The organism is Streptomyces sp. NPDC059002 (assembly GCF_042740435.1).
Classification (GTDB): Bacteria; Actinomycetota; Actinomycetes; order Streptomycetales; family Streptomycetaceae; genus Streptomyces.
Genome location: NZ_JBHYJI010000058.1, coordinates 36,553 through 61,509 on the forward strand (window position 1 = coordinate 36,553; position 24,957 = coordinate 61,509).

General features: G+C 71.0%; 18 protein-coding genes. 10 read left to right on the top strand and 8 right to left on the bottom strand.

The window, feature by feature from the left end; all coding sequences use genetic code 11:
• Positions 1-6 precede the first annotated feature (6 nt).
• The gene (locus tag ACFWZ2_RS34990) at positions 7-921 is read right to left on the bottom strand and encodes a carbohydrate ABC transporter permease (protein WP_384552735.1); all 915 of its coding nucleotides are present in this window, start codon (positions 919-921) and stop codon (positions 7-9) included.
• Between the two features lie 188 nt (positions 922-1,109).
• Positions 1,110-2,540: an N-acetylglucosamine/diacetylchitobiose ABC transporter substrate-binding protein gene (gene ngcE, locus ACFWZ2_RS34995; protein WP_384552702.1), complete on the bottom strand. Its 1,431-nt coding sequence runs from the start codon at positions 2,538-2,540 to the stop codon at positions 1,110-1,112.
• A gap of 1,734 nt (positions 2,541-4,274) precedes the next feature.
• Here ngcE and ACFWZ2_RS35000 point away from each other — a divergent pair.
• From ACFWZ2_RS35000 to ACFWZ2_RS35010, 3 genes are all read left to right on the top strand, one after another.
• Entirely contained in the window at positions 4,275-8,207 is a 3,933-nt protein-coding gene (locus ACFWZ2_RS35000; protein ID WP_384552704.1) for a GH92 family glycosyl hydrolase, read from the top strand.
• 220 nt (positions 8,208-8,427) lie between these two features.
• The gene (locus ACFWZ2_RS35005) at positions 8,428-10,815 is read left to right on the top strand and encodes a hypothetical protein (protein ID WP_384552706.1); all 2,388 of its coding nucleotides are present in this window, start codon (positions 8,428-8,430) and stop codon (positions 10,813-10,815) included.
• Between the two features lie 231 nt (positions 10,816-11,046).
• Positions 11,047-11,769 carry a hypothetical protein gene (locus ACFWZ2_RS35010; protein WP_384552708.1) on the top strand — a complete coding sequence of 241 codons (723 nt, stop codon included), beginning with the start codon at positions 11,047-11,049 and terminating at the stop codon, positions 11,767-11,769.
• A 97-nt stretch (positions 11,770-11,866) separates the two neighbouring features.
• Here ACFWZ2_RS35010 and ACFWZ2_RS35015 read toward each other — a convergent pair whose 3' ends face one another.
• On the bottom strand, positions 11,867-12,352 hold the full coding sequence (locus ACFWZ2_RS35015) for a two-component system response regulator (protein ID WP_384552710.1): 486 nt from the start codon (positions 12,350-12,352) through the stop codon (positions 11,867-11,869).
• 308 nt (positions 12,353-12,660) lie between these two features.
• On the opposite strand from ACFWZ2_RS35015, the gene ACFWZ2_RS35020 reads away from it, so the two are divergent.
• Entirely contained in the window at positions 12,661-13,569 is a 909-nt protein-coding gene (locus ACFWZ2_RS35020; protein ID WP_384552712.1) for a GNAT family N-acetyltransferase, read from the top strand.
• A gap of 313 nt (positions 13,570-13,882) precedes the next feature.
• Positions 13,883-14,464 carry a TMEM165/GDT1 family protein gene (locus tag ACFWZ2_RS35025; RefSeq protein ID WP_384552714.1) on the top strand — a complete coding sequence of 194 codons (582 nt, stop codon included), beginning with the start codon at positions 13,883-13,885 and terminating at the stop codon, positions 14,462-14,464.
• Positions 14,465-14,472: 8 nt separating this feature from the next.
• Here ACFWZ2_RS35025 and ACFWZ2_RS35030 read toward each other — a convergent pair whose 3' ends face one another.
• The 3 genes from ACFWZ2_RS35030 to ACFWZ2_RS35040 are packed head-to-tail and all read right to left on the bottom strand — an operon-like array spanning position 14,473 to position 17,990.
• Positions 14,473-15,207: a nucleotidyltransferase domain-containing protein gene (locus tag ACFWZ2_RS35030; protein ID WP_384552716.1), complete on the bottom strand. Its 735-nt coding sequence runs from the start codon at positions 15,205-15,207 to the stop codon at positions 14,473-14,475.
• Between the two features lie 6 nt (positions 15,208-15,213).
• Complete coding sequence (locus ACFWZ2_RS35035) at positions 15,214-16,782, bottom strand: PH domain-containing protein (protein WP_384552718.1); 1,569 nt, start codon at positions 16,780-16,782, stop codon at positions 15,214-15,216.
• Between the two features lie 44 nt (positions 16,783-16,826).
• Positions 16,827-17,990 (bottom strand): S1 family peptidase, encoded by a 1,164-nt coding sequence (locus ACFWZ2_RS35040; RefSeq protein ID WP_384552720.1) that lies wholly within the window; start codon positions 17,988-17,990, stop codon positions 16,827-16,829.
• Positions 17,991-18,340: 350 nt separating this feature from the next.
• On the opposite strand from ACFWZ2_RS35040, the gene ACFWZ2_RS35045 reads away from it, so the two are divergent.
• Complete coding sequence (locus ACFWZ2_RS35045) at positions 18,341-18,760, top strand: cysteine/serine endopeptidase inhibitor (RefSeq protein WP_384552722.1); 420 nt, start codon at positions 18,341-18,343, stop codon at positions 18,758-18,760.
• A 66-nt stretch (positions 18,761-18,826) separates the two neighbouring features.
• Here the strand turns inward: ACFWZ2_RS35045 and ACFWZ2_RS35050 are convergent, their stop codons facing one another.
• Positions 18,827-20,257 carry an MFS transporter gene (locus tag ACFWZ2_RS35050; protein ID WP_384552725.1) on the bottom strand — a complete coding sequence of 477 codons (1,431 nt, stop codon included), beginning with the start codon at positions 20,255-20,257 and terminating at the stop codon, positions 18,827-18,829.
• A 144-nt stretch (positions 20,258-20,401) separates the two neighbouring features.
• On the opposite strand from ACFWZ2_RS35050, the gene ACFWZ2_RS35055 reads away from it, so the two are divergent.
• The 3 genes from ACFWZ2_RS35055 to ACFWZ2_RS35065 all read left to right on the top strand — a co-directional run bounded on the left by ACFWZ2_RS35055 (position 20,402) and on the right by ACFWZ2_RS35065 (position 22,803).
• Complete coding sequence (locus tag ACFWZ2_RS35055; RefSeq protein WP_384552727.1) at positions 20,402-20,728, top strand: ArsR/SmtB family transcription factor; 327 nt, start codon at positions 20,402-20,404, stop codon at positions 20,726-20,728.
• Positions 20,729-20,944: 216 nt separating this feature from the next.
• A complete protein-coding gene (locus ACFWZ2_RS35060; protein ID WP_384552728.1) occupies positions 20,945-22,279 on the top strand; it encodes an MFS transporter in 1,335 nt (444 codons plus the stop codon).
• Between the two features lie 131 nt (positions 22,280-22,410).
• Positions 22,411-22,803, top strand: coding sequence for a VOC family protein (locus ACFWZ2_RS35065; RefSeq protein WP_384552729.1), 393 nt, complete (start codon positions 22,411-22,413; stop codon positions 22,801-22,803).
• Here ACFWZ2_RS35065 and ACFWZ2_RS35070 read toward each other — a convergent pair.
• Positions 22,769-23,464, bottom strand: a complete 696-nt coding sequence (locus ACFWZ2_RS35070; RefSeq protein ID WP_384552732.1) for a MerR family transcriptional regulator — start codon at positions 23,462-23,464, stop codon at positions 22,769-22,771. The genes ACFWZ2_RS35065 and ACFWZ2_RS35070 overlap by 35 nt on opposite strands.
• 115 nt (positions 23,465-23,579) lie before the next feature.
• Here ACFWZ2_RS35070 and ACFWZ2_RS35075 point away from each other — a divergent pair, with 115 nt between their 5' ends.
• Positions 23,580-24,908 carry an NAD(P)-binding domain-containing protein gene (locus ACFWZ2_RS35075; RefSeq protein WP_384552733.1) on the top strand — a complete coding sequence of 443 codons (1,329 nt, stop codon included), beginning with the start codon at positions 23,580-23,582 and terminating at the stop codon, positions 24,906-24,908.
• The last annotated feature ends 49 nt before the right edge of the window (positions 24,909-24,957 follow it).

Genomic DNA, 24,957 nt, shown 5'->3' on the forward strand with positions numbered 1-24,957 from the left:
GCGCTCTCAGTATTCGATCCGGTCGCGGTTCCCGACCCGCATGATGATCAGGGAGAACACCACGCTCAGGACGAGAAGGACGACGCCGATGGAGGTGGCGTAGCCGAACTGCCCCTCGCGGAACCGCTCGTAGAGGAAGACCGGGGTCACCTTCAGTACGTGCTTGGGCATCATGACGAGGACGATCGCGAACGAGTCGAGCGCCTGGATGCCCATATAGATCCAGCCGGTGCGCACGGTGTCCCAGATCAGCGGGAGCGTGACGTTGAAGAAGGTCCGCGCCCGGCCCGCGCCGTCCAGGAGCGCCGCCTCGTGGATGTCCTTGGGGATGGCGCCCATCGCCGCGGAGAACAGCACGACGTAGAAGCCGACGAAGCTCCAGCAGAGCACGGTGAGCGTGGCGATCAGGGCGAGGCTGTACTCGCCGCCGAGCCAGGCGGGGCCGTCGACGCCGACCTTGCCGAGCGCGCCGTTGAGCAGACCGCTGTTGGTGTTGAAGACCCGCCCCCAGACCACCGCGATGATGGCGACGGACAGGACCTGCGGGAAGAAGTACACGACCTTGTAGACCGAGGAGCCCGCGACGCCCGCGATGGCCCGGCCCCTGCGGTGCCTGCCGCCCGCGGTGATCATGTAGGCGAAGAACATGCCGAGGACGAGGGTCACCAGCGGGGCGAGGACGAGCAGCGAGAGACTGGTCTTGGTCGACTCCCAGAACCGGTCGTCGTGCCACATCTTCCGGTAGTTGTCGAACCCGACGAAGTTCGCCACCGGCCCGCCGGACCAGTCGGTGAACGAGTAGTAGATCGCCTGGACGAAGGGCGAGATGACGAAGACCGCGTAGAACAGCAGGGGAACCGCGAGGAAGCCGACGATGAAGCGGTACTTGTCGAGCGTGCGGTACCTCCTGTCGTACCGCACGCGTTCCGGGGTGAACCGGGGCGGCAGCAGCACCGCCACGAGGAACAACAGCCTGCCGGGCGGCGCCTGTTCGCGCCGCTCGGGTCCCGGACCCGACTTCGAGGGCAAGGGCCCTTCCGCCCGTGTCTGTGTGCTCACGCCGCTCCGATTCACACCGCTCGTGCCTGGCCGCGCAACCCGGCGGCCCGTCAGACCTTCTTGACCTTGCTGATGTCGGGGTCCTTGGCGACACGCTGGGACGCCTTGTCCATGGCGTCCATGACCTGCTTGACCGTCATGTCGCCGAGCATGAACTTGCCCATGGCCTTGTCCCAGTCGTCCTCGAAGAGCTCCTCGTACCACTCCTTGAAGAACGGGATGACGATGTTGTCCCCGGCGGCCGTGATGGCCTTCTGCGCGCTGTCGACGCCCGGCGGCAGGTCCATTCCGTCGATCGCGCCCTTGACGGCGGGGATCGCGGAGACCTCCTTGAAGAAGTTCCGCGCGGCCTTCTTGCTGTACATCATCCGCAGCCACTCCAGGCCGCCCTGCACGTTCTTGGCCTTGGCGGGGATCAGGAAGGGCTCGCCGGGCGGGGCGTAGAGCGTGCCGAAGGGCAGCTTGTCGCTCTTGGAGAGGGACGGCGTCGCGCCCACCGTCATCCCGAAGCCGTCGGGGGTGGTGTCCTTGGCCTCGTTCTCCACCCAGGAGCCGTCGGGCACGAAGACGCACTTGCCCTTGGTCCAGGCGGTCTGCATCTCGGTGTGGGCCTGCGGGCCGTCGAAGCCGGTGAGCACGTACTTCTTGGCGATGAGCTCCTCGAACGCCTCCAGGACGGACTTGACCGCGTCGTGCCGCCAGGCGCCGGGCTCCAAGTAGTCCATCGCCTCGATGACTTCGCGGCCGCCGACCTGCGCGAACATCGCGTACATGCTGAAGAGCATGTAGCGCGGGTGACCGCCGGGGTAGCTCCAGCCGTGGATGCCCTTGGCCTTCGCCTTGCGGCAGACGGCGAGCATCTCGTCCCAGGTCTTGGGGTACTCCATGCCCAGCTCGTCGTTCAGGAGCCGCTTGGAGTACCAGTTCCCGTACGCCGTCATCGTGATGTTGAGCTGGTAGCACCCCTTGGTGCCGAAGGCGCCCATGTCGGCCATGCCCGCCACGAGCGTGTCCCTGACCTTGACGCCCGGGTCGTCCCAGGAGGGCGCGTCGAGCACCTCGGTGAGGTCGGCGACCTGCTCGTTCTTGACCAGCTTGCCGATGTTCATGTCGTCCGCACCGGAGTTGTTGATCACGTCCGCGGTCGGCCTGCCGCGGATGATCTTCGGCTGGAGCTGGGTGGCGATGCTCTCCGTGGCCTTCTGCTCCGGCTTGGCCTTGGGGTACTTCGCGGCGTACATGTCGGTGACGAACTGGGCGTACTTGTCCTCGTACCCGCCGTTGAAGATGTAGACGGTGAGCCCGGCGTCCTCCTTCACGCCCAGCGGGTTCTTCTTGCTCTTCTCGCCCTTCTCGGCCTTGTTGTCCGAACCCCCGCCGCTGGCGCAGGAACTGAGCGCACCGACAGCCGGCACCGCGAGCAGCCCGGCGGCCGCCGCCCTCTTCATGACGTCACGACGGTTTACGCTGGTGGATCCCATGCTCAAGCCCTCGCTTTCTCCAGGACTCAGGCGGTGAACCGGACCCTCCCCGGCACCGCGATGGTGTGAAGCTGGGGTCGTGCGGTGACGCGGTCAAGACCCGGGTTCGACTGGCGGAAAAGGCAGTTGACGCACGGCACTCCGCCGTCTCGGTCCCCGGCCCACCGCCCCGGGCGGACGCCGACAGGTATAGTCCACTCGCCGTCGGCTGGGCAAGATCGAATACAGGTTTGGGCTGCAGGCTTTTCCGAGTTGAGACCAAGCGCATCGCGGGCGCCGGGCCCCACGCGACGCGCCCACCGCTCCACCGGCCCACGCCCCACGTCCCCGTGGGCTGGGCCCGCCCCCGGCGCGAATCCCCCTCCCCGGATCCCCTGGGCCTCGGCCCCGCCCCCCACCCCTCAACGACGCGAACCGCCCCACCACGGAGCCACCCACCCGGACTCACGCCTCCGTCAACGCCCCCCTGCACCGTGGACTGTGCCCACCCGTGCCGCCCAGCGGCACGATTGCCCACAGTGGTGGGGGCCGCCGCCTTCTCGGCGGGGCGGTTCGGGGCGGGGCGCGCCTCGGCAGCGGGGCGGTATGCGGCGGCGGGCGCCTCCACGACGGGGCAGTTCGCGACGGCGGTTCGCAGCGGGGTGCGCCACGGGCAGCGCGATCTGAAGCGGGGAGGTGCGCAGCAGGGTGCGCCACGAGCAACGCGGCCTAGGGCGGGGCGGATCACAGCGGCGGGCGCCTCCAACAGCGGGGCAGTTCGCGGCGGGGCCTGCCACGAGCGGTCCGTCCGGTTCACAGCGGTGTGGCCCACGGAGGAGCGATTCACAGCGGGGCGCGCCACGAGCAATGCGGCCGGAGCGGGGCGGCGCGCAGCGGTACGGCCCACGGCGGGGTGCGCCACGAGCAACGCGGCCCGAAGCAGAGCGGTTTGCGGCGGGGGGATTCTCGGCAGCGCAGCCCTCAGCAGCACCCCCGCCCGCACGGCGCGATACGGCAGCACGCCCCCAGCGGTACGCCCACCGGCACACGGCCGCGAACGCACCCAAGGGGACGCAGCGGCGCGGCACAGCAGAAGCGCCCGCCGGGCCGCAGCCGCGACAAGACGGGAGGGGACACGGCAGCGCGGCACAGCGGAAGCAACCACCAGCCCGCAGCCGCAAACGAGACCAGAGGGGACGCGGAGGCGCGGCACAGCGGAAGCGACCGCCGGGCCGCAGCCGCGAACGAGACCGGAGGGGACGTGGCAGCCCGGCACAGCGAAAGCACCCACCAGGCCGCAGCCGCGAACGAGACCAGAGGGAACGCGGCAGCGCAGCAAAGCGGAAGCACCCACCGGCCCGCAGCCGCGAACGAGACCGGAGGGGACGTGGCGGTATGTCCGCCCGGAGCACGTGCGGCCACGTGCCGAGGCACATGACGGTGGCGGTGCACCGGGATAGCGAGGACGGACATACCGCCGCGGCCCCGCCCCACGCCAGACGGAGCGAACCCACGAGGACGGAAACGCCGCCACGCCAGCCCCGCCCCACGACGCACAAGGCGTACACGGCGCGCACGGGCCACGCGACTCGCACGGCGTGCCCGGCCACGCGACTCGCACGGCGTACCCCGCACACACCCCCACCCCGCCCCACCCCGTCAACAGCCTTGACACCACTCGCCACTTGACTCCCTACTAGACCTTGCGCAGTGATCGTGACAACGTTGTCCAGACGTCAAGGGAGGGGCTCGAGGATGCCGTATTCGGCACGCAGACCTCGGTACAGACACCTTCATCCGGCCGGCCCACGACCCCGTACGGCCACAGCCGTCGGAGGCCTCGCGCTCGTGCTCGTCGTGGCGGCACAGGGGGCCGCCGTCGCCGAGCCGGAGCAACCGCCCCGCGCGGACCGGGAGTTCGCCTCGTCCTTCGAGGCGGACGACACCCAGCCGGACTGGCTGAACACCGTCGAAACGGGCCCGGACGGCAAGAAGAAGGCCTCGGGCGTGAACGGAGAGTTCAGCTCCGGCCTGCCCGGCAGCGTGAACGACCACATCACCGAGGTCCGCGCGAGCGGCGAGAACACCGGCTCCGGCGAGGTCGCCGCGAACCTCGTCGACGCCGAACCGACCAGCAAGTGGCTGACGTTCGCGAAGGACGGCTGGGTCGAGTTCGACCTGGACGAGCCCGCCAAGGCGGTGACCTACGCGCTGACCTCGGCGAACGACCACGCCGAACGCGACCCCAAGGACTGGACCCTGAAGGGCTCCACGGACGGCAAGGACTGGAAGGTCCTCGACGAACGCAAGGGCGAGTCGTTCGACGGCCGCCACAAGACCAAGAAGTACGACTTCGACAACGCAACCGCGACCACGACCGCAACCGCAACCGCAACCGCAACCGCCTACGCCCACTACCGCATCGACATCACCGCGAACAACGGCGCCCCCGACGCCCTCCAACTCGCCGACGTCCAGCTCTCGGTGGGCGGCACGGACCACCCCGCCCCCGAGGACATGCTGAGCCTCGTGGACCGCGGCCCCAGCGGCTCCCCCACCGCCAAGTCCCGCGCAGGCTTCACCGGAAAGCACGCGCTGCGCTACGCGGGCACCCACAAGGCGGACGCCCGCGGCTACTCGTACAACAAGGTCGTCGACGTCGACGTCGAGGTCGGCCGGGACACCGAACTCGGCTACCGCGTCTTCCCGTCGATGGCGGAGGGCGACCGCGACTACGCCGCGACGAACGTCGCCGTGGACCTCGCCTTCACCGACGGAACGTATCTGAGCGACCTCAAGGCCGTGGACCAGCACGGCTTCCCGCTGAGCCCGCAGGGCCAGGGCGCGTCCAAGGCGCTCTACGTGAACCAGTGGAACAACGTGGACGCCCGCATCGGCCAGGTGGCCGCGGGCAAGACGGTCGACAGGATCCTGCTGGCGTACGACTCCCCCAAGGGCCCGGCGAAGTTCCGCGGCTGGCTGGACGACGTGTCGCTGAAGGAGAAGGCCCCGGCGAAGCCGAAGGCGCACCCTTCGGACTACGCGGACACGACCCGCGGCACCAACTCCAGCGGCGGCTTCTCGCGCGGCAACACCTTCCCGGCCACCGCGGTCCCGCACGGCTTCAACTTCTGGACGCCGGTGACCAACGCGGGCTCGCTGAGCTGGCTGTACGACTACGCGCGCGGCAACAACGACGACAATCTGCCGACGATCCAGGCGTTCAGCGCGAGCCATGAGCCGAGCCCGTGGATGGGCGACCGGCAGACGTTCCAGATGATGCCGTCGGTCGACAAGGACACCCCGAGCGCGTCGCGCACCAAGCGGGCGCTGCCCTTCCGGCACGAGAAGGAGACGGCGCGCCCGCACTACTACGGCGTGACGTTCGAGAACGGCCTGCGGACGGAGATGGCGCCGACGGACCACGCCGCGATGATGAAGTTCACCTTCCCCGGCGACGACGCGAGCGTGATCTTCGACAACGTCTCGGAGAAGGGCGGCCTCACGCTCGACGAGGCCAAGGGCACGGTGAGCGGCTTCTCCGACGTCAAGTCGGGCCTGTCGACGGGCGCGACGCGCCTGTTCGTGTACGGCGTCTTCGACGACACCGTGACGGCGGGCGGCAAGCTGGAGGGCGGCGGTGGCGGCGACGTCACCGGCTATCTGCGCTTCGAGGCGGGCAAGGACCGCACGGTGAACCTGCGCATAGCCACGTCCCTGATCAGCCTGGACCAGGCGAAGGACAACCTCGCGCAGGAGATCCCGTCCGGCACTTCCTTCGACCGCGTGAAGGACCGCGCGCAGCGGCAGTGGGACGGCCTCCTCGGCAAGGTGGAGGTGGAGGGCGCGAGCGAGGGCCAGCGCACGAGCCTCTACTCCTCCCTCTACCGCCTGTACCTGTACCCCAACTCGGGCTTCGAGAAGGTCCGTTCGGCGGGCGGCAGGGCCGCGTACAAGTACGCGTCCCCCTTCTCCCCGCAGCCGGGCCCGGACACCCCGACCCACACAGGGGCGAAGATCGTCGAGGGCAAGCCGTACGTCAACAACGGCTTCTGGGACACGTATCGCACGACCTGGCCGGCCTACTCCCTGCTCACTCCGAAGAAGGCGGGCGAGCTGGTCGACGGATTCGTGCAGCAGTACAAGGACGGCGGCTGGACCTCGCGCTGGTCCTCGCCGGGCTACGCGGACCTGATGACGGGCACCTCGTCGGACGTGGCGTTCACCGACGCGTACGTCAAGGGCGTGAAGTTCGACGCGGAGGCGGCGTACGACGCGGCGTTGAAGAACGCGACGGTGGTGCCGCCGAGTGCGGGCGTCGGCCGCAAGGGAATGGAGACGTCCCCGTTCCTCGGCTATACGAGCAGCGAGACGCACGAGGGCCTGTCGTGGGCGCTTGAGGGCTACCTCAACGACTACGGCATCTCCCGCATGGGCGACGCCCTTTACAAGAAGACGGGCAAGAAGCGCTACAAGGAGGAGTCGGAGTACTTCCTCAACCGCGCCCGGGATTACGTCCATCTCTTCGACGACAAGGCGGCAGGCGCGGGCACGGACCCGGGCTTCTTCCAGGGCAAGGACGCCAAGGGCAACTGGCGCGTCCCCTCCGAGAAGTTCGACCCGCGCGTGTGGGGCTACGACTACACGGAGACCAACGCCTGGGGCTATGCCTTCACCGCCCCGCAGGACTCGCGCGGCCTCGCCAACCTGTACGGCGGCCGCAAGGGCCTCGGCGACAAGCTCGACACGTACTTCGCGACCCCCGAGACGGGCTCCGCCGAGTTCGCGGGTTCGTACGGGGGCGTCATCCACGAGATGACGGAGGCCCGCGACGTACGCATGGGCATGTACGGGCACTCCAACCAGGTCGCCCACCACGCGGCGTACATGTACGACGCGGCCGGGCAGCCGTGGAAGACGCAGGAGAAGGTCCGTGAGGTCCTCTCCCGCCTCTACACCGGCAGCGAGATCGGCCAGGGCTACCACGGCGACGAGGACAACGGCGAGCAGTCCGCCTGGTACCTCTTCTCCTCGCTCGGCTTCTATCCGCTGGTGATGGGCAGCGGCGAGTACGCGATCGGCTCGCCCCAATTCACCAAGATGACCGTCCACTTGGACAACGGCCGCGATCTCGTCGTGAAGGCGCCCAGGAACAGCGCGAAGAACGTGTACGTGCAGGGGCTCAGGGTCAACGGCAAGAAGTGGACGTCGACCGCGCTCCCGCACCGGCTGATCGCGGGCGGCGGTGTCCTGGAGTTCGACATGGGCCCGAAGCCCTCCGCGTGGGGTTCGGGCAAGAACGCCCAGCCGACGTCGGTCACGCAGGACGACAAGGTGCCGTCGCCGAAGAAGGACGCCCTGAAGGGTGAGGGCGCGTTCTTCGACAACTCCTCGGCGTCGGACGCCACTTCGGACTCGGCCGTGGAGCTGCCGGTCGCCAAGGAGACGAAGGCGGTGCAGTACACGCTGACGTCGTCCGGCGACAGGGCGAAGGCGCCGCGCGGCTGGGTCGTCGAAGGGTCGCAGGACGGCCGGACGTGGCAGCAGGTGGACAAGCGGTCCGGCGAGTCCTTCGCGTGGGACAAGCAGACGCGGGTCTTCACGGTCGACGATCCGGGGACGTACCGGCACTACCGGTTCGTGCCGGAGGGGTCGGCGACGCTCGCGGAGATCGAACTCCTGAGCTGAGGCGCCCCGGCCGAAGAGCCGAAGGGCCGGAGAACCGGAAGCCCCGGAACCGGAGGAACGGCGCGCCGCGGGGGCGGGAGCGGCAGGTCCGCTTCCGCCCCCGCGGCATGCGTCCGCCCACCGTTGGCCGGAACACCCCTGGTCCCGCCCTCCCCACGGATGGACACTCACCTCCCGACGCACGATTTGACATGATCGCGCCATTGAGGGGAGATCGTCCGTGCTCCGAAGATCAGCCGGCTCCTTGACGGGACGGCGAAGAAGACCAGGCCCCCGCTCCAAGGCCCTCGCCGTCATCGGCGCCCTCGCCATCGGCACCCCGCTCACCGTCCTCGGCCCCGCCTCCGCCGCGGGCCCGGCGCCCGAGAAGCCACCCAAGGGCAGCTGTACGGTGCCCGAGGACTGGTCGAGCTGTGTCCGCGTGACCACCCACCTCGACCGGGCCCCCTCCGTGGGCGGACAGGCCCGCCTCGACCTCACCGTCGACACGCGGATCGACCTCTCCAAGGCCCGGGTGCGCGCCGACCTGCCCGCGGCCGTCGACTGGGCCTCCGCGCCCGCCGGATGGCAGTTCAAGGACCTCGGCCCGCTGCTGCCCGAGGACGGCGGCGCGGTGCACCGCGCCGAGCGCACCGTCGACCTCGCGGCCGGCAAGACACTGCGCTTCTCGCTCCCGGTCAAGGGCGTCAAGGCCGCGGCCACCTCCGTGCGCGCCCGTGTCGACGGCCCCTCGGGCACACCCGCCGACCGCGACGAGCACATGGACCTCCTCACGGTCGGCGCCACGCCCGCCGCCTCCTACCTGGGCTTCGACCAGCGCCGCAATTCCAACGCGCTGCGACAGCTCCCCGACGACGTCAAGCTCACCCCCGCCAAGCCCGAGCGCCCGTTCGAATCGGCCGCGGGCCGGACGAAGCTGCCCAAACCGCACAGCGACGACGCCGCCTCCACCGAACCGTCCGCACGGGCCCTCTCCTGCGTCACCGGCACGGTCGGCTACACGGAGCCCGGCGGCACGCACCCCTCGCCGAACATCCAGGTCGAGGCCTGGGACGACGACTCCTTCGGCGCCGACGACCTGCTCGACTCCGCGCTGACCGACGGCAGCGGCGGCTTCCGGATGTGCTTCGACAACGACGACACCTCCGGCGGACAGGACGTCTACGTCAAGGTCCGCACCGAGAGCGGTCTGTGGCGGGTCGTCCAGGACCACTGGTACGGCCGCGGCGTCTACGAGTTCCGTTCCGGCCAGCACGACGACATCCCCGACGGCCGCACCGTGGACTTCGGCCGCATCGCCCCCGGCGACGAGACGATGAACCGCGTCTTCCACGCCTACGACCTGGCGAACCAGGCCAAGAACTGGACGCCCGGCGAGTGCTGGGACGCCCGCGACACCGGCGACTGCCGCCGGATGGAGATCGTCTACCCCGATGACGACGACGGCGACAACAGCCGCTACGAGTGGGGCGACAAGAGCGTCTGGCTGGAGAGCAAGGCCCCCGACGACCGCACCGACACCGTGCACGAGTACGGCCACGCCGTGATGGCCGACGCCTACGAGGACAACAGGCCCGCCACCGACAACTGCAAGACGCACGCCATGGACACCCGCAGTTCGAAGGGGTGCGCCTGGGTCGAGGGCTTCGCCAACTTCTACCCGATGGCGATCTTCAACCAGGACGAGTACCGGGGCTGGCACGTCGAGGACACCAGCACCTACAACAGCGGCGACGACACCGAGGGCCGGGTCACCGGATCGCTCTGGGACCTCATGGACCCGCCCGGCGAGCGCTACTGGGACTACCACCAGGAGTCCGCGAAGGGCGCCATCTGGGACACCCTGCTCGACCGCAGGTCCACCACCTTCGAGGAGTTCTGGACCCAGCGCGGCCAGGAGGGCCACGACGTGGGCTCGGGCCCGGGCGGCGCGCTCTACCAGAACGGCATCGACTACGGCTTCCGCAACCAGCTCGCCGACGGCGCGGCCAAGACGCTGCCCACGCCCGACCCGCCGCACAACTACCGCTACGACACCACCTTCCGCTTCTGGTCGGTCGTGGCACTGCGGCCCCCGACGGGCGTCGACTACGACCTCGACCTGTACGACGACCAGGCGCTCACCCAGCGGCTCGACGTCAGCCTGGCCACCGGGGACACCGTCGACTTCATCGCCGTCGACTCCAACGCACGGCCTCCCGGCGACTACTACCCCGTGGTCAGGCGGCCGCTGGGCGGCACGGGCACCGGCGAGTACCGCATCGAACTCGCCGACAGCGGCAAGCTGCTCACCGGCTCCGACACGAAGACGATGAACGGCGCCGACGACGTGGCCTCGATCTGGGACACCTGCCCGGCGAGCGGCACCGAGGTCACCATCACCGCGAAGCCGTCCGACGCCAGCCAGGACGCGGAGCTGTTCCTGATGGACTCCGACCCGGCCGACGCCAAGACCGCAGTCCGCGGCCGCTACGCCGCATCCGCGTCGGCGACCGGCAACGGCCCCGGCCAGGCGGAATCCTTCAAGTTCACGGCACAGGGCGGCTGTTACGGAGTCGTCCTCATCAACAAGGCGGGCTCCGGCACGTACACCGTGACCGAGTCCTGACCCGATCCGAGCCATCTCGGCGGGAGCGAACGGAGGGCGGGAGCGGCGAGTCCGCTCCCGCCCTCCGGGGTCCCATGAGGGCAGATCGATCGAGAAGGTACGTTATGGAACCTGTTGGCTGATCCGAGAAGTCAGTCCGGGGAAAAGCGGTGCGGGGGAACAGTGGGAAAGACTCGGCGATCCGGAACGCGTGCGGGGGCGCTCGCGACGGGGGCGCTGCTCCTGACGACGGTGGCATGCTCCGGAGGCGGCAGCGGCAGCGGGCCCGCGCACGAGTCGCCGAAGGCGCACAAGTCCTCGACACCGCACGAGTCGCCGAAGGCGCGGCAGGCACAACGGCCCCAGCAGGACGACCCCAACCTGCTGCGCGGGTTCCGCCACTGGCTGCGGACGAACGACACCCGGCACGACGACGCCCTGGCCGGTCACACCCTGCACATCGGCCTCGACTACCGTGCCGGCGACCGCGCGGGCGCCGTCAAGGTCCTCACCGACTACGGCCCCTGGAGCGAGGCCGAAGGCCAGGTCGGACCGCTGGCGAAGGCGTTCACGCAGTGGTGGGACGAGGATCCGGCGGCCGCGAGCGCGCGTTTCCTCGGCCAGGGCGGAAAGACCGCGAAGCAGACCACGCTGTACGACGGCCCCAAGCCGTCGAACCTCCTTGAGGACTTCCGCTCCTGGACCGCCGAGAACGCCCCGAACGGCGAACGCCTCGCCCCGCACCTCACCGCACTCGGCATCGGATACGGCTTCGGCCACGGCACGCAGGGCACCGGCGCCATCACCCTCTCCACCGACTACCTCACGTACAAGGACCACAACACCCAGCAGAACCTCGACGCCCTCGGCGATGCGTTCGCCGACTGGTGGGACGGCGACAAGGGCGCGGAATCCGTCACCGTGACCAGCGACGACCAGGGCAGCCACGCCGGACGCCGCCTGACCGCTCCCTGAGCGCCGCCGCATCACACTCCGCCAGGTGTCACCGGCGTCCCGGTTCGCGGTGCTCCCATGTCAGCAGGGTGTAGCGGCGCCCTTTGCCTTCGACCTCCTAGACGCCGGAGTCCAGACCCGGTGCGCGTCGCGAGGATGCCGTGCGCTGCGCCGGTACCCGGGCTCGGAGGTCGTGCACTTCCTGTCGCAGCGCCTGTAACTCGTTGTAGGTGGCGTAGAGATAGCGCACCTTGGTACGCAGGGTCAGTGGGTCGATGGGCTTCATGACGACGTCGGCCACGCCGAGCTGGAATGCGGTGTGGGACAGGTCACGCGTCAGTCCGAAGCCGGTCAGCAGGATGATGGGGATGGACTGCGTCTGTTCCAGGCGCCGGGTGTAGCGCACCACGTCCATCCCGTCGACACCAGGCATGCGCAGGTCGAGGAGCATGAGCCCGACGTCGCCGCGCAGGACCTCCTTGAGAGCTTGTTCGCCGTCGGTCGCGCGGACCAGTTCGTAGTTGAGCGGGTCCAGCGCGCTCTCCAAGGCGAACAGGGTGTCCTCGTGGTCGTCGACGACGAGGAGCTTCGAGTTCTCTGGCATGGCGCCGTCCTCCTGCACGTAACAACCGTATTCCCATGCGGAGTTGAGAAAACCGTTCTGCTTCAAGAAGCTGGCGCGTTGTTTACCCGTGAGAGCGCCCCTGCCCCGGGGCGGTCAGAGCGCAAGGAAATCCGTGGACGGGCCCGCGGCAGATCACCTAGTGTGTGGCTCCACGCCCCGAGACGGATGGAAGGAGGCGAGTGCCGTGCAGTTCACACCTTTCCAGCGCTCCCTCTTTTCGCTGTCCCGGCGTGGTTCTTGAGTTCTGACCGGGAGCGCTCCAAGCAGCCTGTATCCCGGAGGAATCCATGACCGATCCGGTCATCCGCGCGCTCTCCGCGAGCGACGCCCATCTCTTCGACGCACTCCCCGACCCCCTGGGCGCCCGTGAAGGACATCGGCGCACCCGGTTCCGCCCCGACTGGAAGCGCGTCGCCCTGCGCGACGGCGAGGTCGTCGCACGCGGCGCGTGGTGGGGCGGCCCCGACGACGCGGAGCCCGTCAACATCAACTGGTTCGACGTGGCCGAGGGCGAGGAGGAGGCCGGGGCCGAACTCCTGCGCTCCGCTCCCTGGCAGGTCGAACTCGAGATCAGCCTGCCCGGCGGCTGGCGGGAGCAAGCCGACCTGCGCGCCGCCGCGGAGGCGCGCTTCGCCGCCGCACGAGCCGCGGGGTACGAACTCCTGGTGGAACGCTTCCTGTACCGCTGGACCCCGGAGCGGGGTCTGCCCGAGCGGCCCGGACGCCTGCGCTTCAGCGCCGAACCGGACGACACCGTGTTCTTCGAGGCGTTGCGCCGGATCCACTCCGTCACCCTGGACGCCCACGCGCTCAAGGCCATCAAGGAGGGCGGCCTGGACCAGGCCGCCCAGGAGGAAATCGACTTCTTCCACTGGTGCCCCTCCCCACGGGAGTGGTGGCAGGTCGCGCACACGCCTGAGGGCGACCTGGCCGGCATCCACATCCCGGCCCGCAACCACTCCAGCCCGGTCATCGGCTTCATCGGAGTCGTCCCGGAACAGCGCGGTCGCGGTTACGCCTACGACCTCCTCGCGGAGTCCACCCACTTCCTCGTCGAGCAGGGCGCGGAATCCATCAGCGGAGCGACGGACCAGGGCAACTTCCCCATGGCCGCGAACTTCGCCAAGGCGGGCTTCCCCGTCATCCGTGAACGCATCAATTTCCACCCGGCGGGCCCGGCGGGCCCGGCGGCCTAGCGAGGAGCAGCACGCGCTGAGGGGTCCGGGCAGCGGGCAGGCCCGGACCCCTCGTCGGCGGCATGCCTGTTAGGCTGAATGGCAGCGAAGGGGAGTAGTCCCGAGAACCGCTGGTCGACACACTGGACGCCCCAGGGCGCCCCGGCCACCGGGCTTCCGCACAGGGTGCGGGGCGGACGAGACCTTCGGCCAAGGCATGATCCGGCCCGCATTGACGTGCGGGCCGCTCCGTCGTGCCGGGCCGAGTGGTTCTCCCGTCGCCTTCTGGGTGCCGTACGAGCCGAGGGCCCGGCCCCAGCAGAAAGCAAAGGGAATGACTCTCGACCCCCTGGCGATCCTCACCGCCTTCGGGCTGATCTTCCTCGCGGAACTCCCCGACAAGACCATGTTCGCCTCGCTGGCCATGGGCACCCGCATGCGGCCGCTGTACGTGTGGTTCGGCACGTCCACCGCGTTCATCGTGCACGTCGCCATCGCCGTCGGCGCGGGCAGTCTGATCGGTCTGCTCCCCGACATGGCCGTCAAGCTGGTCTCCGCGGCGCTGTTCGCGTTCGGCGCGTTCGTGCTGCTGCGCGGCGGGGACGATGACGACGAGGAGGGCGCCGCCAAGACCGTCACCGGGTTCTGGCCCGTCTACACCACGGCGTTCATGGCGGTGTTCATCAGCGAGTGGGGCGACCTCACCCAGATCACCACGGCCAACCTCGCCGCCGCCAACGGCTGGCTCCCCACCGCCATCGGCTCCGCCCTCGCCCTGATGTCGGTCTCCGCCCTCGCCCTCCTCGTGGGCCGCTTCATCGCCCAGCGCGTCCCCCTCAAGACCGTCCAGCGCTTCGGCGCCGTGTGCATGGCGGGCCTGGCGATCTGGACGTTGATCGAGGCCTTCACGGGCTGACCGGCCGCTCAGGCGCGCCAGCGCTGCGCGTATCCGTCGCGCAGGGGTCCCCCGAGCAGGTCGAGCACCTGCCCCGCTGCCGCCGCCAGCGGGGCGGGGTCCGCCCGCTCGGCCACGGCCCTGTGCCCCGCGAGCAGGGCCTCGCCCCGGTCCCGGTCCGCGCCGAGGAGTCTGCGCGGCAGCCACTTCCCGATGCCCGTCCAGCAGCCGTGGTGCGCGATGAGCAGATGGGCCGCCTCGCGCAGCGTGAAGTCGGCGAGGGAGAGCTGTTCGTACCGGTCGGACGGCGGTGTGTCCACCAGGTCGTCCAGGAAGCAGGTGAGGACGTAGCGGCCGCGCTCCCACTCCGTCGCGGTGAGCGGCGGCGGGCCCTCGGCAAGCGCCGCCCTGGCCTGCTCGCGGGTGGCGGCGAGCAGGCCGTGCGGGTCGTCGGTCAGCGGCAGGCCCTGGTCGTAGAGGAAGAGGAGGGTGCCGCGGCGCAGGCCCCTGTCCCGTTCGAAGTGCCCCTGCGTTTCCGCCACGGTGTGCACGAAGAGTTCGGCGACGCGGCCCCGGTGGCGTACGACCTCGCGGCGGCTCGTGTCGTCGTCCGGCAGCAGGACCGCGATGTCCAGGTCACTGGTCGGGGTGGCCCTGCCCTGTGCGGCCGAGCCGCCGAGCATGGCCCCGAGCGCGTGCGGGAAGCGGTCCTCGACCAGGCTCGCCGCCTCGTCGGCGGGTGTGCGTCGCTCGTTCTCCGTCATGGCCGGTCATGGTGCCACCCCCTCCGGCCGCGCGGCGCGGCCGGACCTCTCCAGCTCCTCCACCAGGACCGCGAGGTTCGCGGGGCTCGCCGCGAGGCGCACGTGGGTGCCCTCGTCCAGGAGGTCCGCGACGTTCCAGGTCGACGGGACGTCCTCCGTCGGCAGGGGGCGGCGGATGCCCTGGACGGTGAGGCGCTGCGTGGGGATGTCCTTGGCGGCGAAGCGGCCGGGGCCGCCGTGCGGCAGGACGGCCATCGGGGGCTTGCCGACGACGATGTGGGTGCCGAGGTGGTGCGGGTTGTAGGGGGTGTCGTCGAGGAAGCGGGCGGGCAGGAAGACGTCCTCGTCCCGGGGCAGCGCGCGGGGCGCGGGCGCGCCGCGCGGTCCTGTGCGGCGCCACGCCATGATCACCAGGGCGAGCGTGCCCAGTCCGCACACGGCGCCGACCGGCACCGCGACGGCCGCATCGGGCCGCAGCCCGGCCAGCGGCACCGCCCACAGCGCGGTGAGGCCGATGGGGAGCAGGAAGGTCATGCCGGTGGGTTCCGCCCGGTCGCCGGGGGCGACGGGCTGTCCGCGGCGGCGCCGGCCGGCCAGCGCGAGGAGGGCGAAGGCGCTGCCGCCGAGGAGGGCGAGGGTGACGACCGCGGCCTGGCTCCCGGGCCGTGGCACGTCCTCCTCCGCGGTGTGCTCCTTGCTCGCGACCGTCATCAGCCGCCCGCGCCACCAGGTGAGCGCGACGCGGTCGCCGGGTTCGAAGGCCTTGGCGGTCTCCACCCGGACGTTCAGGCGCCCCGTCGGCCGGTTCCCGGTGAAGGACAGCCAGTCGTCCTCGCCGCGCTTGTTGTACTTGTACGCGGTGCGCTCGATCACCCCGTGCAGCGTCGTCCTGCAGTCCCGGCGCGGATCGGCGGGCCCCTGCGTGGCGGGGCACGGCACGGACGCCCGCCACTCCCGCGCCTGCCGCTCCTCCGGGGCGATGCCCATCACCGCGACGTATCCGGCGCCCGCGGTCGCCATCACGCACAGGAACAGCGGCAGCAGCCTGGCCTTCACCAGTCGGGCGCGGGGCGCCTCGGCGGGCGCGGCGCCGAAGAGCGGGAACTCCGGGGCGGGCGGCAGGTCCGTGTGGCGCCGGTGCAGGGCGCGCAGCCGGGCCAGCTCGTCGTCGAAGATCTCGTCGAAGGGCGCGGTGCCGTACGGCAGCGGCAGCCGCACGAGGCGTCCGCCGTGCCGGAGCTCGGCGGCGACGTGGCGGGTGCGGCCGCCGCGGCCGTGGTCCTTCTCCACGACGCCGAGGCGCGCGATCTCGTCCCACTCGATGCGGCGCCACCGCCACAGCGAGCGGAACCGCAGTCCGGCGGCGTCGGCGTCGAGACGGCGGCGGAGCCACACGGGACAGAACGCCGTCGTGCAGGCGAGGCACACGGCGAGGACCGCCCAGAACTCCACCGCCGGGACGCCGCAGGCCGCGAGGGCGGCGCTGACGGCCGTGGCAAGGACGCAGAGCACGGCCAGTACGCGTACGTTCCTTCGCCACCGCGGTCGCAGGGACAGCTCGCTCTTCTCGGACATTCGGCCGATCCTGCCAGGTCGCCGTCCCCGCGGTCACGGCGGGATCAGGCGGTGTGCAGGGTCAGCCCGTACCGCTGGAGGATCTCGTTCACCGGCTGGAACCACGTCTCGCCGCCGCTGCCGCAGTTGCCCCAGCCGCCGGACGTCACGCCCTGGGCCTGGTCGCCGCTGATGAACGAGCCGCCCGAGTCGCCGCCCTCGGCGCAGACGCTGGTCTTGGTCAGCTGGTGCACGACGGTGCCGTCGGAGTAGTTGACGGTCTCGTTCTTGGCGAGGAGCTGTCCGCAGTGCCACTTCGTCGTGGAGCCGGAGCGGCAGATCGACGAGCCGACGGGTGCCTCCGCCGAGCCGCGCACCAGCTGGTCGGGGATGGTGCCCCAGCCGAGGACGACCGGCACGGTCCACCAGCCGTTGCCGACGGACACCCACGCGTAGTCGTTGTCGGGGAACGAGGAGCCCTGGAACGTGCCGATGTCGGAGCCGTCCCAGCCGCGCACCCCGGCGCCCGCCCGGCCGCAGTGCCCGGCCGTGACGAAGCCGCCGTGCACGGAGAAGCCGATGGAGCAGCGGACGTTGCCGGTGTAGTAGGGGTCGCCGCCGACGGTCCCCGCGGCGAAGGTGCTCGGCGCGTCGGGCACGGTGCCCACCTGGACGGGCGCGGTGGCGCGCGCCTTGCGCAGAAAGGCGCTGACATCGTTGTCGGCACGCTGGCCCTCGACGACGTCGACGACGACGCGGTTCGCCTTGGCGTCGACTCGCCAACTGGCCACGCCCGAGGGCGCCTTGAGCTTGTCGACCCGGGCCTTGGCCGCGTCGAGCCGCGCCGCGCTGTGCCGGACGAGCCGTACGTCGGCACCGGCCGCCCGCACGTCCGCCGCGGCCCGCCGCTCGGTCACGCCGACGGTGAGCCGTCCGCGACCGGCGTCGAACCAGGATCCTCCGTACGCCGCGCCTGCCGCCTGCCGTGCCGCACGCTCGGTCGTGACGGCCTGCCGCTCGTCGGCGAGCCGCTCGCGCGCGGCGGCGGGGGTCAGGCCGAGGTCGCGTTCCATCGCGTCGAGGAGGGCGGTGGACGCGGGGGCCGGGGACGGGGCCGGGGGCGGGGAGTCGGGGGCGGCGGTCGCGGTGGAGGCGAGGCCGGTGGCGGTGCAGGTGGCCGCGAGGAGGAGGGCGGACAGGCCGACGCGGGTGCTGGTCTTGCGTCTCACAGGGGGACCTCTCGTCGTTCCGACGGGTGGGTGGTGGAGCGGGGTCGCGTTTCTGAGAGCGCTCTCGATCGATGGTGCGGGAGGGCGTGAAGAGACCGTGAGACCAAGTCCGGACGCTCGGCGGCATATCTCGGCCGTTCCTGCGCGTCCGCCCGAAATGGTCACTTCGTACGGCAGTTGAGGCATGCGCACCCCCTGTGACCTCCGGCGACCCGGAACACAAGATCCCCACAACGCCCCGTGACCTTCAGGCCAGTTGCCCCCCGCACCGCTCCGCCGCCGGTTGCGGGCGCCGACGGGTGACAGCGACGCTCGGCCGGTCGAGAACGCTCTCAAGGGGAGGAGACCTCATGCGCAAGGGAATACGCCTGAGACACGGAGCCGTCATCGCCGCGACCGCGGTGGTCGGCATCGCACTCGGCACCGGGACCGCGCAGGCCGTGCCGATCGGGCAGCCGATGACCGGCAAGATGACGTACTACAACGACAAGGGGTACGGGGCCTGCGGCACGCCCATCGACGCCTCGGCCCAGGACCTGGTGGCCGTGCCCGCGTCCTGGTGGACCACCCCGAACCCGAACAACGACCCGCTCTGCCAGGGCATTTCGGTCGAGGTCAGCTACCACGGCAAGACCATCAGGGTGCCGGTCAAGGACAAGTGTCCGTCGTGCGCCGCCAACCACATCGACCTCAGCCAGACCGCCTTCCAGAAGCTGGCGCCGCTGGACGTGGGCGTGGTCGACGGCATCACCTGGAAGTTCGTCAACTGACCGACGCGTACTGACCAGGAAAGAGGCGCCCCGCTGCGACCGGGGCGCCCTCATCCCCGACGCCCCTTACGCCGCCGGTGACTTGACCCCACGACGGCCGCCCAGGAGCACGAGGACGACCGCTCCGAGGACCAGGCAGGCCCCGGCGAGCCCCCACAGCATCAGGTGGAACGCGTCGTCGTACGACCGCGACGCGGTGAGCGTGGTCAGCACCGAGCCGTACAGCGCCACCGCGACCGCCTCGCTGCCGAGCCGCAGCGTATTGAGGAAGCCCGCGGCCATGCCCGCCTTCGCGGGGTCGACGAGCGCCAGGGCCTGCCCGTCGACGAGCCCGGCGGCCAGCGCCATGCCCGCCCCGGTGACGACCATCGGCAGGGCGACCACGGCCACGGAGACATCGGGCCCGAAGACCGTCAGGGCCGCGTCGCCGACGACCAGCGCGGCCAGACTGACGTAGATGATGGTGAGCGCGGAGACGCCACGGGCCACCAACTTGGCGGCGAGCAGCGGAAAGACGAGCATCGGCGCGGTGAGCAGCACCATGAGCAGGCCCGCGGCGCCCGTGCCGCGCCCGGTGACCTCCGTCAGATAGCTCGGCAGATACGTGAGCATCGTGACGAAGCCGAAGGACCCGGCGACCGGCACCAGGCAGAGCGCGATGAAGCGGCGGTCGCGCAGCAGGCTCAGATCGAGCAGGGGGTGGGCGCGGCGCTTCTCGACGGAGCCGAAGAGCGCCAGCGCGGCGACCGCCCCGGCGAACAGGCCGAGCACGCCCGGGCTCCCCCAGCCCCACTGGGAGCCCTGCACGATGGCCGTGGTGAGCAGCACCATGGCGAGCACGAAGACCGCGCTGCCGGGGACGTCGACCGTCGCGCCCGTACGCGGGGTGGCGGGCACCGCCCGCGCGACGACCGGCACGGCGAGCAGCACGACGGCGAGCGCCACCGCGTGCAGCGCGAACACCCAGCGCCAGCTGACCGCCTGGAGCAGCGCCCCCGAGAGCGAGGGGCCGATCGCGACGCCGACGCCCGCGACGGTGCCGAAGAGCGCGAACGCCTTGGCGCGCGCGGGGCCTTCGTACACCGTGGACAGGATCGCCGCGCCGCAGGAGAAGATCGCCGCGCCGCCGATGCCCGCGAGGGCGCGGGCCACGTCGAGGAGCAGTACGTCGGAGGCGAGCGCGCTGCCGACCGAGGCGACGGCGTAGACGGCGGCACCGGCCGCGAACGCCTTGACCCGGCCGATGATGTCGGCGACCGAGCCCCAGACGAGGGTGAAGCAGGCGAAGGCGACGTTGAAGGCGTTCACGACCCACTGGAGCGGCGCGGCCCCCGCGTGCGTGTCGGCACCGATCGCGGGGAGGGCGACGGCGGTCCCCGAGATGGACATCGGGACGACGAAGACGGCGAGCAGGATGGCCGCGAGCGGGAGGAGCGGCGGCTTCTTCGGTGCGGCCTGGTGGCGCGCGGGTTCGGACAGCGTCGACGGCGCGGGCATGACGAAGGGACCCCCGGGAGGCGAGAAAGGTTCGGTTTCGATCGAACCTGACCTTGGCATGCGCCCGAGGTACGATGCAAGTCGAACCTGCCCGGATGAGAAGCGTGCGGACCGCGCGAACCGCGCGAACTGGAGGAACGAGCCGTGCCGGACGAAGAAGGCCACCCGACGCCCGCCGAGATGGACCTGCGCACGGTCCTGCACGCCCTCGCCGACCCCCTGCGCTTCGGGGTCATCGCCCGATTCCTGCGCGAGCCGGAGGACGCCGAACGCACCTGCGCCTACTTCCAGTTGCCGGTGTCCAAGTCGACGACGTCGCACCACTTCAAGGTGATGCGCGAATCAGGCCTGCTGCGCATGGTCGACAACGGCAACAGCCGGTCGGTCGTCCTGCGCAGGAAGGAACTGGACACACGCTTCCCAGGGCTGCTGGACCTGGTGGTCGCGGAGCGGGACGCACACACCGACTAGCCAGGCGAACCAAGCCCCCACCGCAACACCGAGCGGACCGCACACGCCGGAAAACCGGCTGCGCCCCGAACCACCCCTCAGGTACGGTCCCCTCCATGTCCGGGACCAAGTAACTCCAGGTGCCCCACCCGCCCCGCGGGTCCGTGGCACGGAAGCGCCCTGTCTTCCTCAGCCCCGCCGTCGACCGGCCAGGGGCCGATCTGGAGTGCCCACTTCATGAACACCCATGTGCGCGACCGCCGCACGCTCACTCTCGCACTGCTCTCCCTGCTGCAGTTCCTCATCGCCATCGACGTCACCGTCGTGAATGTCGCTGTGCCGTCCATCGGGGCGCACTTCGGCACCGGGACCGGCACCCTGTCCTGGGTCGTCACCGGCTACACCCTCATCGGCGGCGGCCTTCTGCTGCTCGGCGGGCGGCTGACCGATCTGCTCGGCAGGCGCCGGATGTTCCTGCTCGGCGCCGCGCTGTTCGCCGCCGCGTCCCTGGCCGCAGGGCTCGCGCCGAACCTGGAGACGCTGATCGCCGCCCGGTTCGCCCAGGGCGCGGGCGAGGCGCTCGCCTCACCGGCCGCGATGTCGCTGATCGCGCTCCTCTTCCCGGGCCCCGGGGAACGAGCCAAGGCGCTCGGCATCTGGGGCGCGATCTCCGCGAGCGGCCTCGTCGTCGGCGTCCTGCTGTCCGGCGCGATCGTCCAACTCCTCGACTGGCGCTGGATCTTCGGCATCAACGTGCCGCTCACGGCGGCCGTGCTCCTGGCCACCCCCGCGCTCGTACGCCCCGACGGGCCGCGCGGCGGCGGGCCACGGCTCGACCTGCCCGGCGCCGCGCTCCTCACCGCGGGACCGCTGCTCCTGGTGTTCGGCGTGCTGCGCCACTCCGTGCCCGCGGCGCTCGCCGGATGTCTGCTCCTCGGCGCCTTCGTGCTCGTCGAGCGGCGCGCGAAGAACCCGCTCGTCCCGCTGTCGTTCTTCGCGCACCGCACCCGCGCGGTGGCGAACGCGGCGACGGTGCCGCTCAGCGCGGGCCTGTCCGGCACCTTCTTCCTGGCGACCCTCTACCTCCAGGACGTGCTCGAACTCACCCCGATCCAGGCCGGACTGGCGTATCTGCCGTTCTGCGCCGCGCTGCTGGCCGCGGTCGCCCTGGTCGGCCGGATCATCGCGGCCATCGGCACGGCGTACGCGTCGGTGACCGGTCTGCTCCTGACGGCCGCGGGCCTCGGCTGGCTCGCCCGGCTGCCCGACCACGGCAGCCTGTGGACCGATGTCGTACCCGGCATGATCGGTGTCGCGGCCGGCATGGGCATCGGCCTGGTGGCCCTGCAGAACGCCGCCCTGTCCGACGTCACCGAGGCCGACGCGGGCACCGCGTCCGGCGTGCAGCGCTCCGTCGACCAGCTCGGCGGCTCGCTGGGCCTCGCGGTCCTGGTGGGCGGCGCGCTCGGCGGCACGGCCCAAGGGGCCGATTTCCGGGCCGCGTTCACCTGGGCCGCGCTCGGTGTGCTCGTCGCCGCGGCGGGCGTGCTCCTGGCTCTGCGCAAGAAGTAGCGTCCGGCTCCCGGCGGGAAACGGCTCGACAGCGCGAGGTCGCCGTGCTTAAGATCCACGGCGACATCGCGTGTCGGTCACCGGCTGGGTGAGGCATGGAGGTGTCAGGAGATGCCTTCTGGAGGCATTCCTTGTCGGTAGAGCTGAACCACACGATCATCCACGCCCGGGACAACCGGGAGTCCGCCGAATTCCTCGCGGACCTGCTGGGCCTCGAAATCACCGCCGAATGGGGCCCGTTCATCGCGGTCACCCTGGCCAACTCGGTCACCCTGGACTTCGCCACGATCCCCGCCGAGTCCATCACGCTGCAGCACTACGCCTTCCTCGTCTCCGAGGAGGAGTTCACCGCGGCGTACGAGAAGATCACGGCCCGCGGCCTCACCCACTGGGCCGACCCGCACCAGAAGCAGCCCGGCGAGATCAACACCAACGACGGCGGCCGGGGCGTCTACTTCCTGGATCCGGCGGGTCACGCCATGGAGCTCATCACGGTGCCGTACGGCGGCTGGCCGCAGGCGTAGCCGCCCTGCGGTTGCAGAGCGCGGCCCGCGCCCGGTAGGCGCGCTGCCGACAGGCCCGCGAGCAGTACGTCCGGGGCCGCCCGCGCGACGACCGCGTGACCGGCTCCCGGCAACCGGGGCAGAGCACGGGCTTTTCGTCACACGGAGGACGGGCCGCCGCGTTTTCGTCACGCGGAGGCCCGTCCTCCTCACGCCGTGCGCCGCCGTCACGGGCCGTACGGGCGGCGGTGACGAGGTCGGCGCCCGGGATGCGCCCGCGCGGGGTGTGCGCGGACAGTTCGGCGTCCAGGACGGGGCAGTCCCCCGCGATGTCGTCGTCCGTGCAGCGCAGCGCGTGGCGGAGGTAGCGCCTGGCCGCCTCCAACTGCGCCATCTGCCGTTCCACTTCGGCGAGTTGGGTGTCGATGGCGTCCTGCCAGGCATCGCGCGTGACCTTCCCCGAGGTGACGACGGCGGCCTGGTCCAGCGGCATCCGTCCGACCACACAGCACAGATACGCGAGGCCGATGCGACGCAGGTCGGTGTCGTCATAGCGCCGCTTGCCGCCCTCGCGGGCGGGCGGGTCGAGCACCCCCTGCCGCTCCCACCACCGCACCGTGGACGGCGCGAGGCCGTACAGGGCCGCCGCTTCACCGATGGAGACCGCACTCTGCCGCGTCATGAACCCAGTTGACATCAAGGCGACTTGAGAAGGCAAGGTCTTACTTAGGTAAGCCTAAGTAGCTGCTTCCTCGCAGCGGAGCGGCGGAGCGGCAGAGCGGCAGAAGGGTTCGGTCATGGCAGCAGGCGAGCACATCGAGTACGACGCATGCGACGAATACGCGGAGACCGTCGTCATCGGCGCCGGACAGCAAGGGTGCGGAGTGGCCGGGGCCCTCCAGGAGCGAGGCCGGGAAGCACTCGTCCTGGAGCGGGGAGAGATCGGTCAGGCCTGGGCCCACGAACGCTGGGACAGCCTGCTCATCGGCAGCGGGAACCAGTCGGTCCGATTCCCCGGCTGGGACTACTCCGGCGACGACCCCTACGGCTGCCCTTCGGGCCCCGAACTGGCCCGCGTCCTGCGCCGTTACGCGGCGGAACGAAAGCTCCGGGTGCGGCAGCACACACCCGTCCGGCAGGTCGAGTGCCCGCCGGACGCCTCCGACCACGACGACGTACGGTTCAGGACGCACCTGGCCTCCGGCGGCGTCATCGGATCCCGCAACCTCGTCGCGGCGGTGGGCGGTTACGCGGCTCCCCGCACCCCCGCCCCGGCCGCGGACGTCGACCCGGCCGTCCACCAGATCCACTCCCACGACTACCGCAACCCCCGGTCCCTGCCGGACGGGGCCGTCCTGGTGGTCGGCGCGGGCATCAGCGGCCAGCAGATCGCGGACGAACTGGTGGAGTCGGGACGCCGCACGTTCCTGTCGGTCGGCCGCCATCGCGCATGGCCGCGCCGCTACCGCGGCCGCGGCATCCAGGAGTGGCTCCAGGCCCTCCCTCCCCTGTACGAGGAGTTCGGCAACGCGGGCGGCGACGGCGGCCCCGTCCTGCCGGGACTGCCGGTCACCGCGGTCAAGGACAAGAGCGGCGACCTCAACGTCGGCGCGCTCGCCGCGAAGGGCGTGACCCTGGTCGGCTCCGTACGCGCGGCGGACGGCGGCAGGCTCCTGCTCAAGGACAACGTCGTCGCCACGGCGGAGGAGTCCGCGCGCTCGTTCCGGCGGGCCCTCGACGTGATCGACACCGTGATCCGGGACCGCGGCTTCGCGGCACCGGAGGAGAACCCGGCACCGGTGATGCCCATGGACGGCGTGTCCGACTTCGGCGAAGCCCTCGACCTGGCGCGGCACGCCGTCACCAGCATCATCTGGTGCACCGGATTCGGTCCGGACTACGGCATCCTGCCGCGCCACGTCCTCGACGAGAACGGCGCCCCCGTCCAGCTGAAGGGCCTCATCGGCGCACTCCCCGGCCTGTACTACGCCGGGCTCCCCGACGGCGACTCGCTCGCCCCCGTGGGCATCGGGGCGAACGTGGAGAACGGCAGGTTCATCGCCCGCCTGATCCACGTCGACCACGTGATGCGCTCCGGTTCACCGGAGCCCCTCGTCACCGCGTGACCCCACAGGCGAAAGGGCCGTGCCCCCGGGGATAGGACGGGGGCACCGC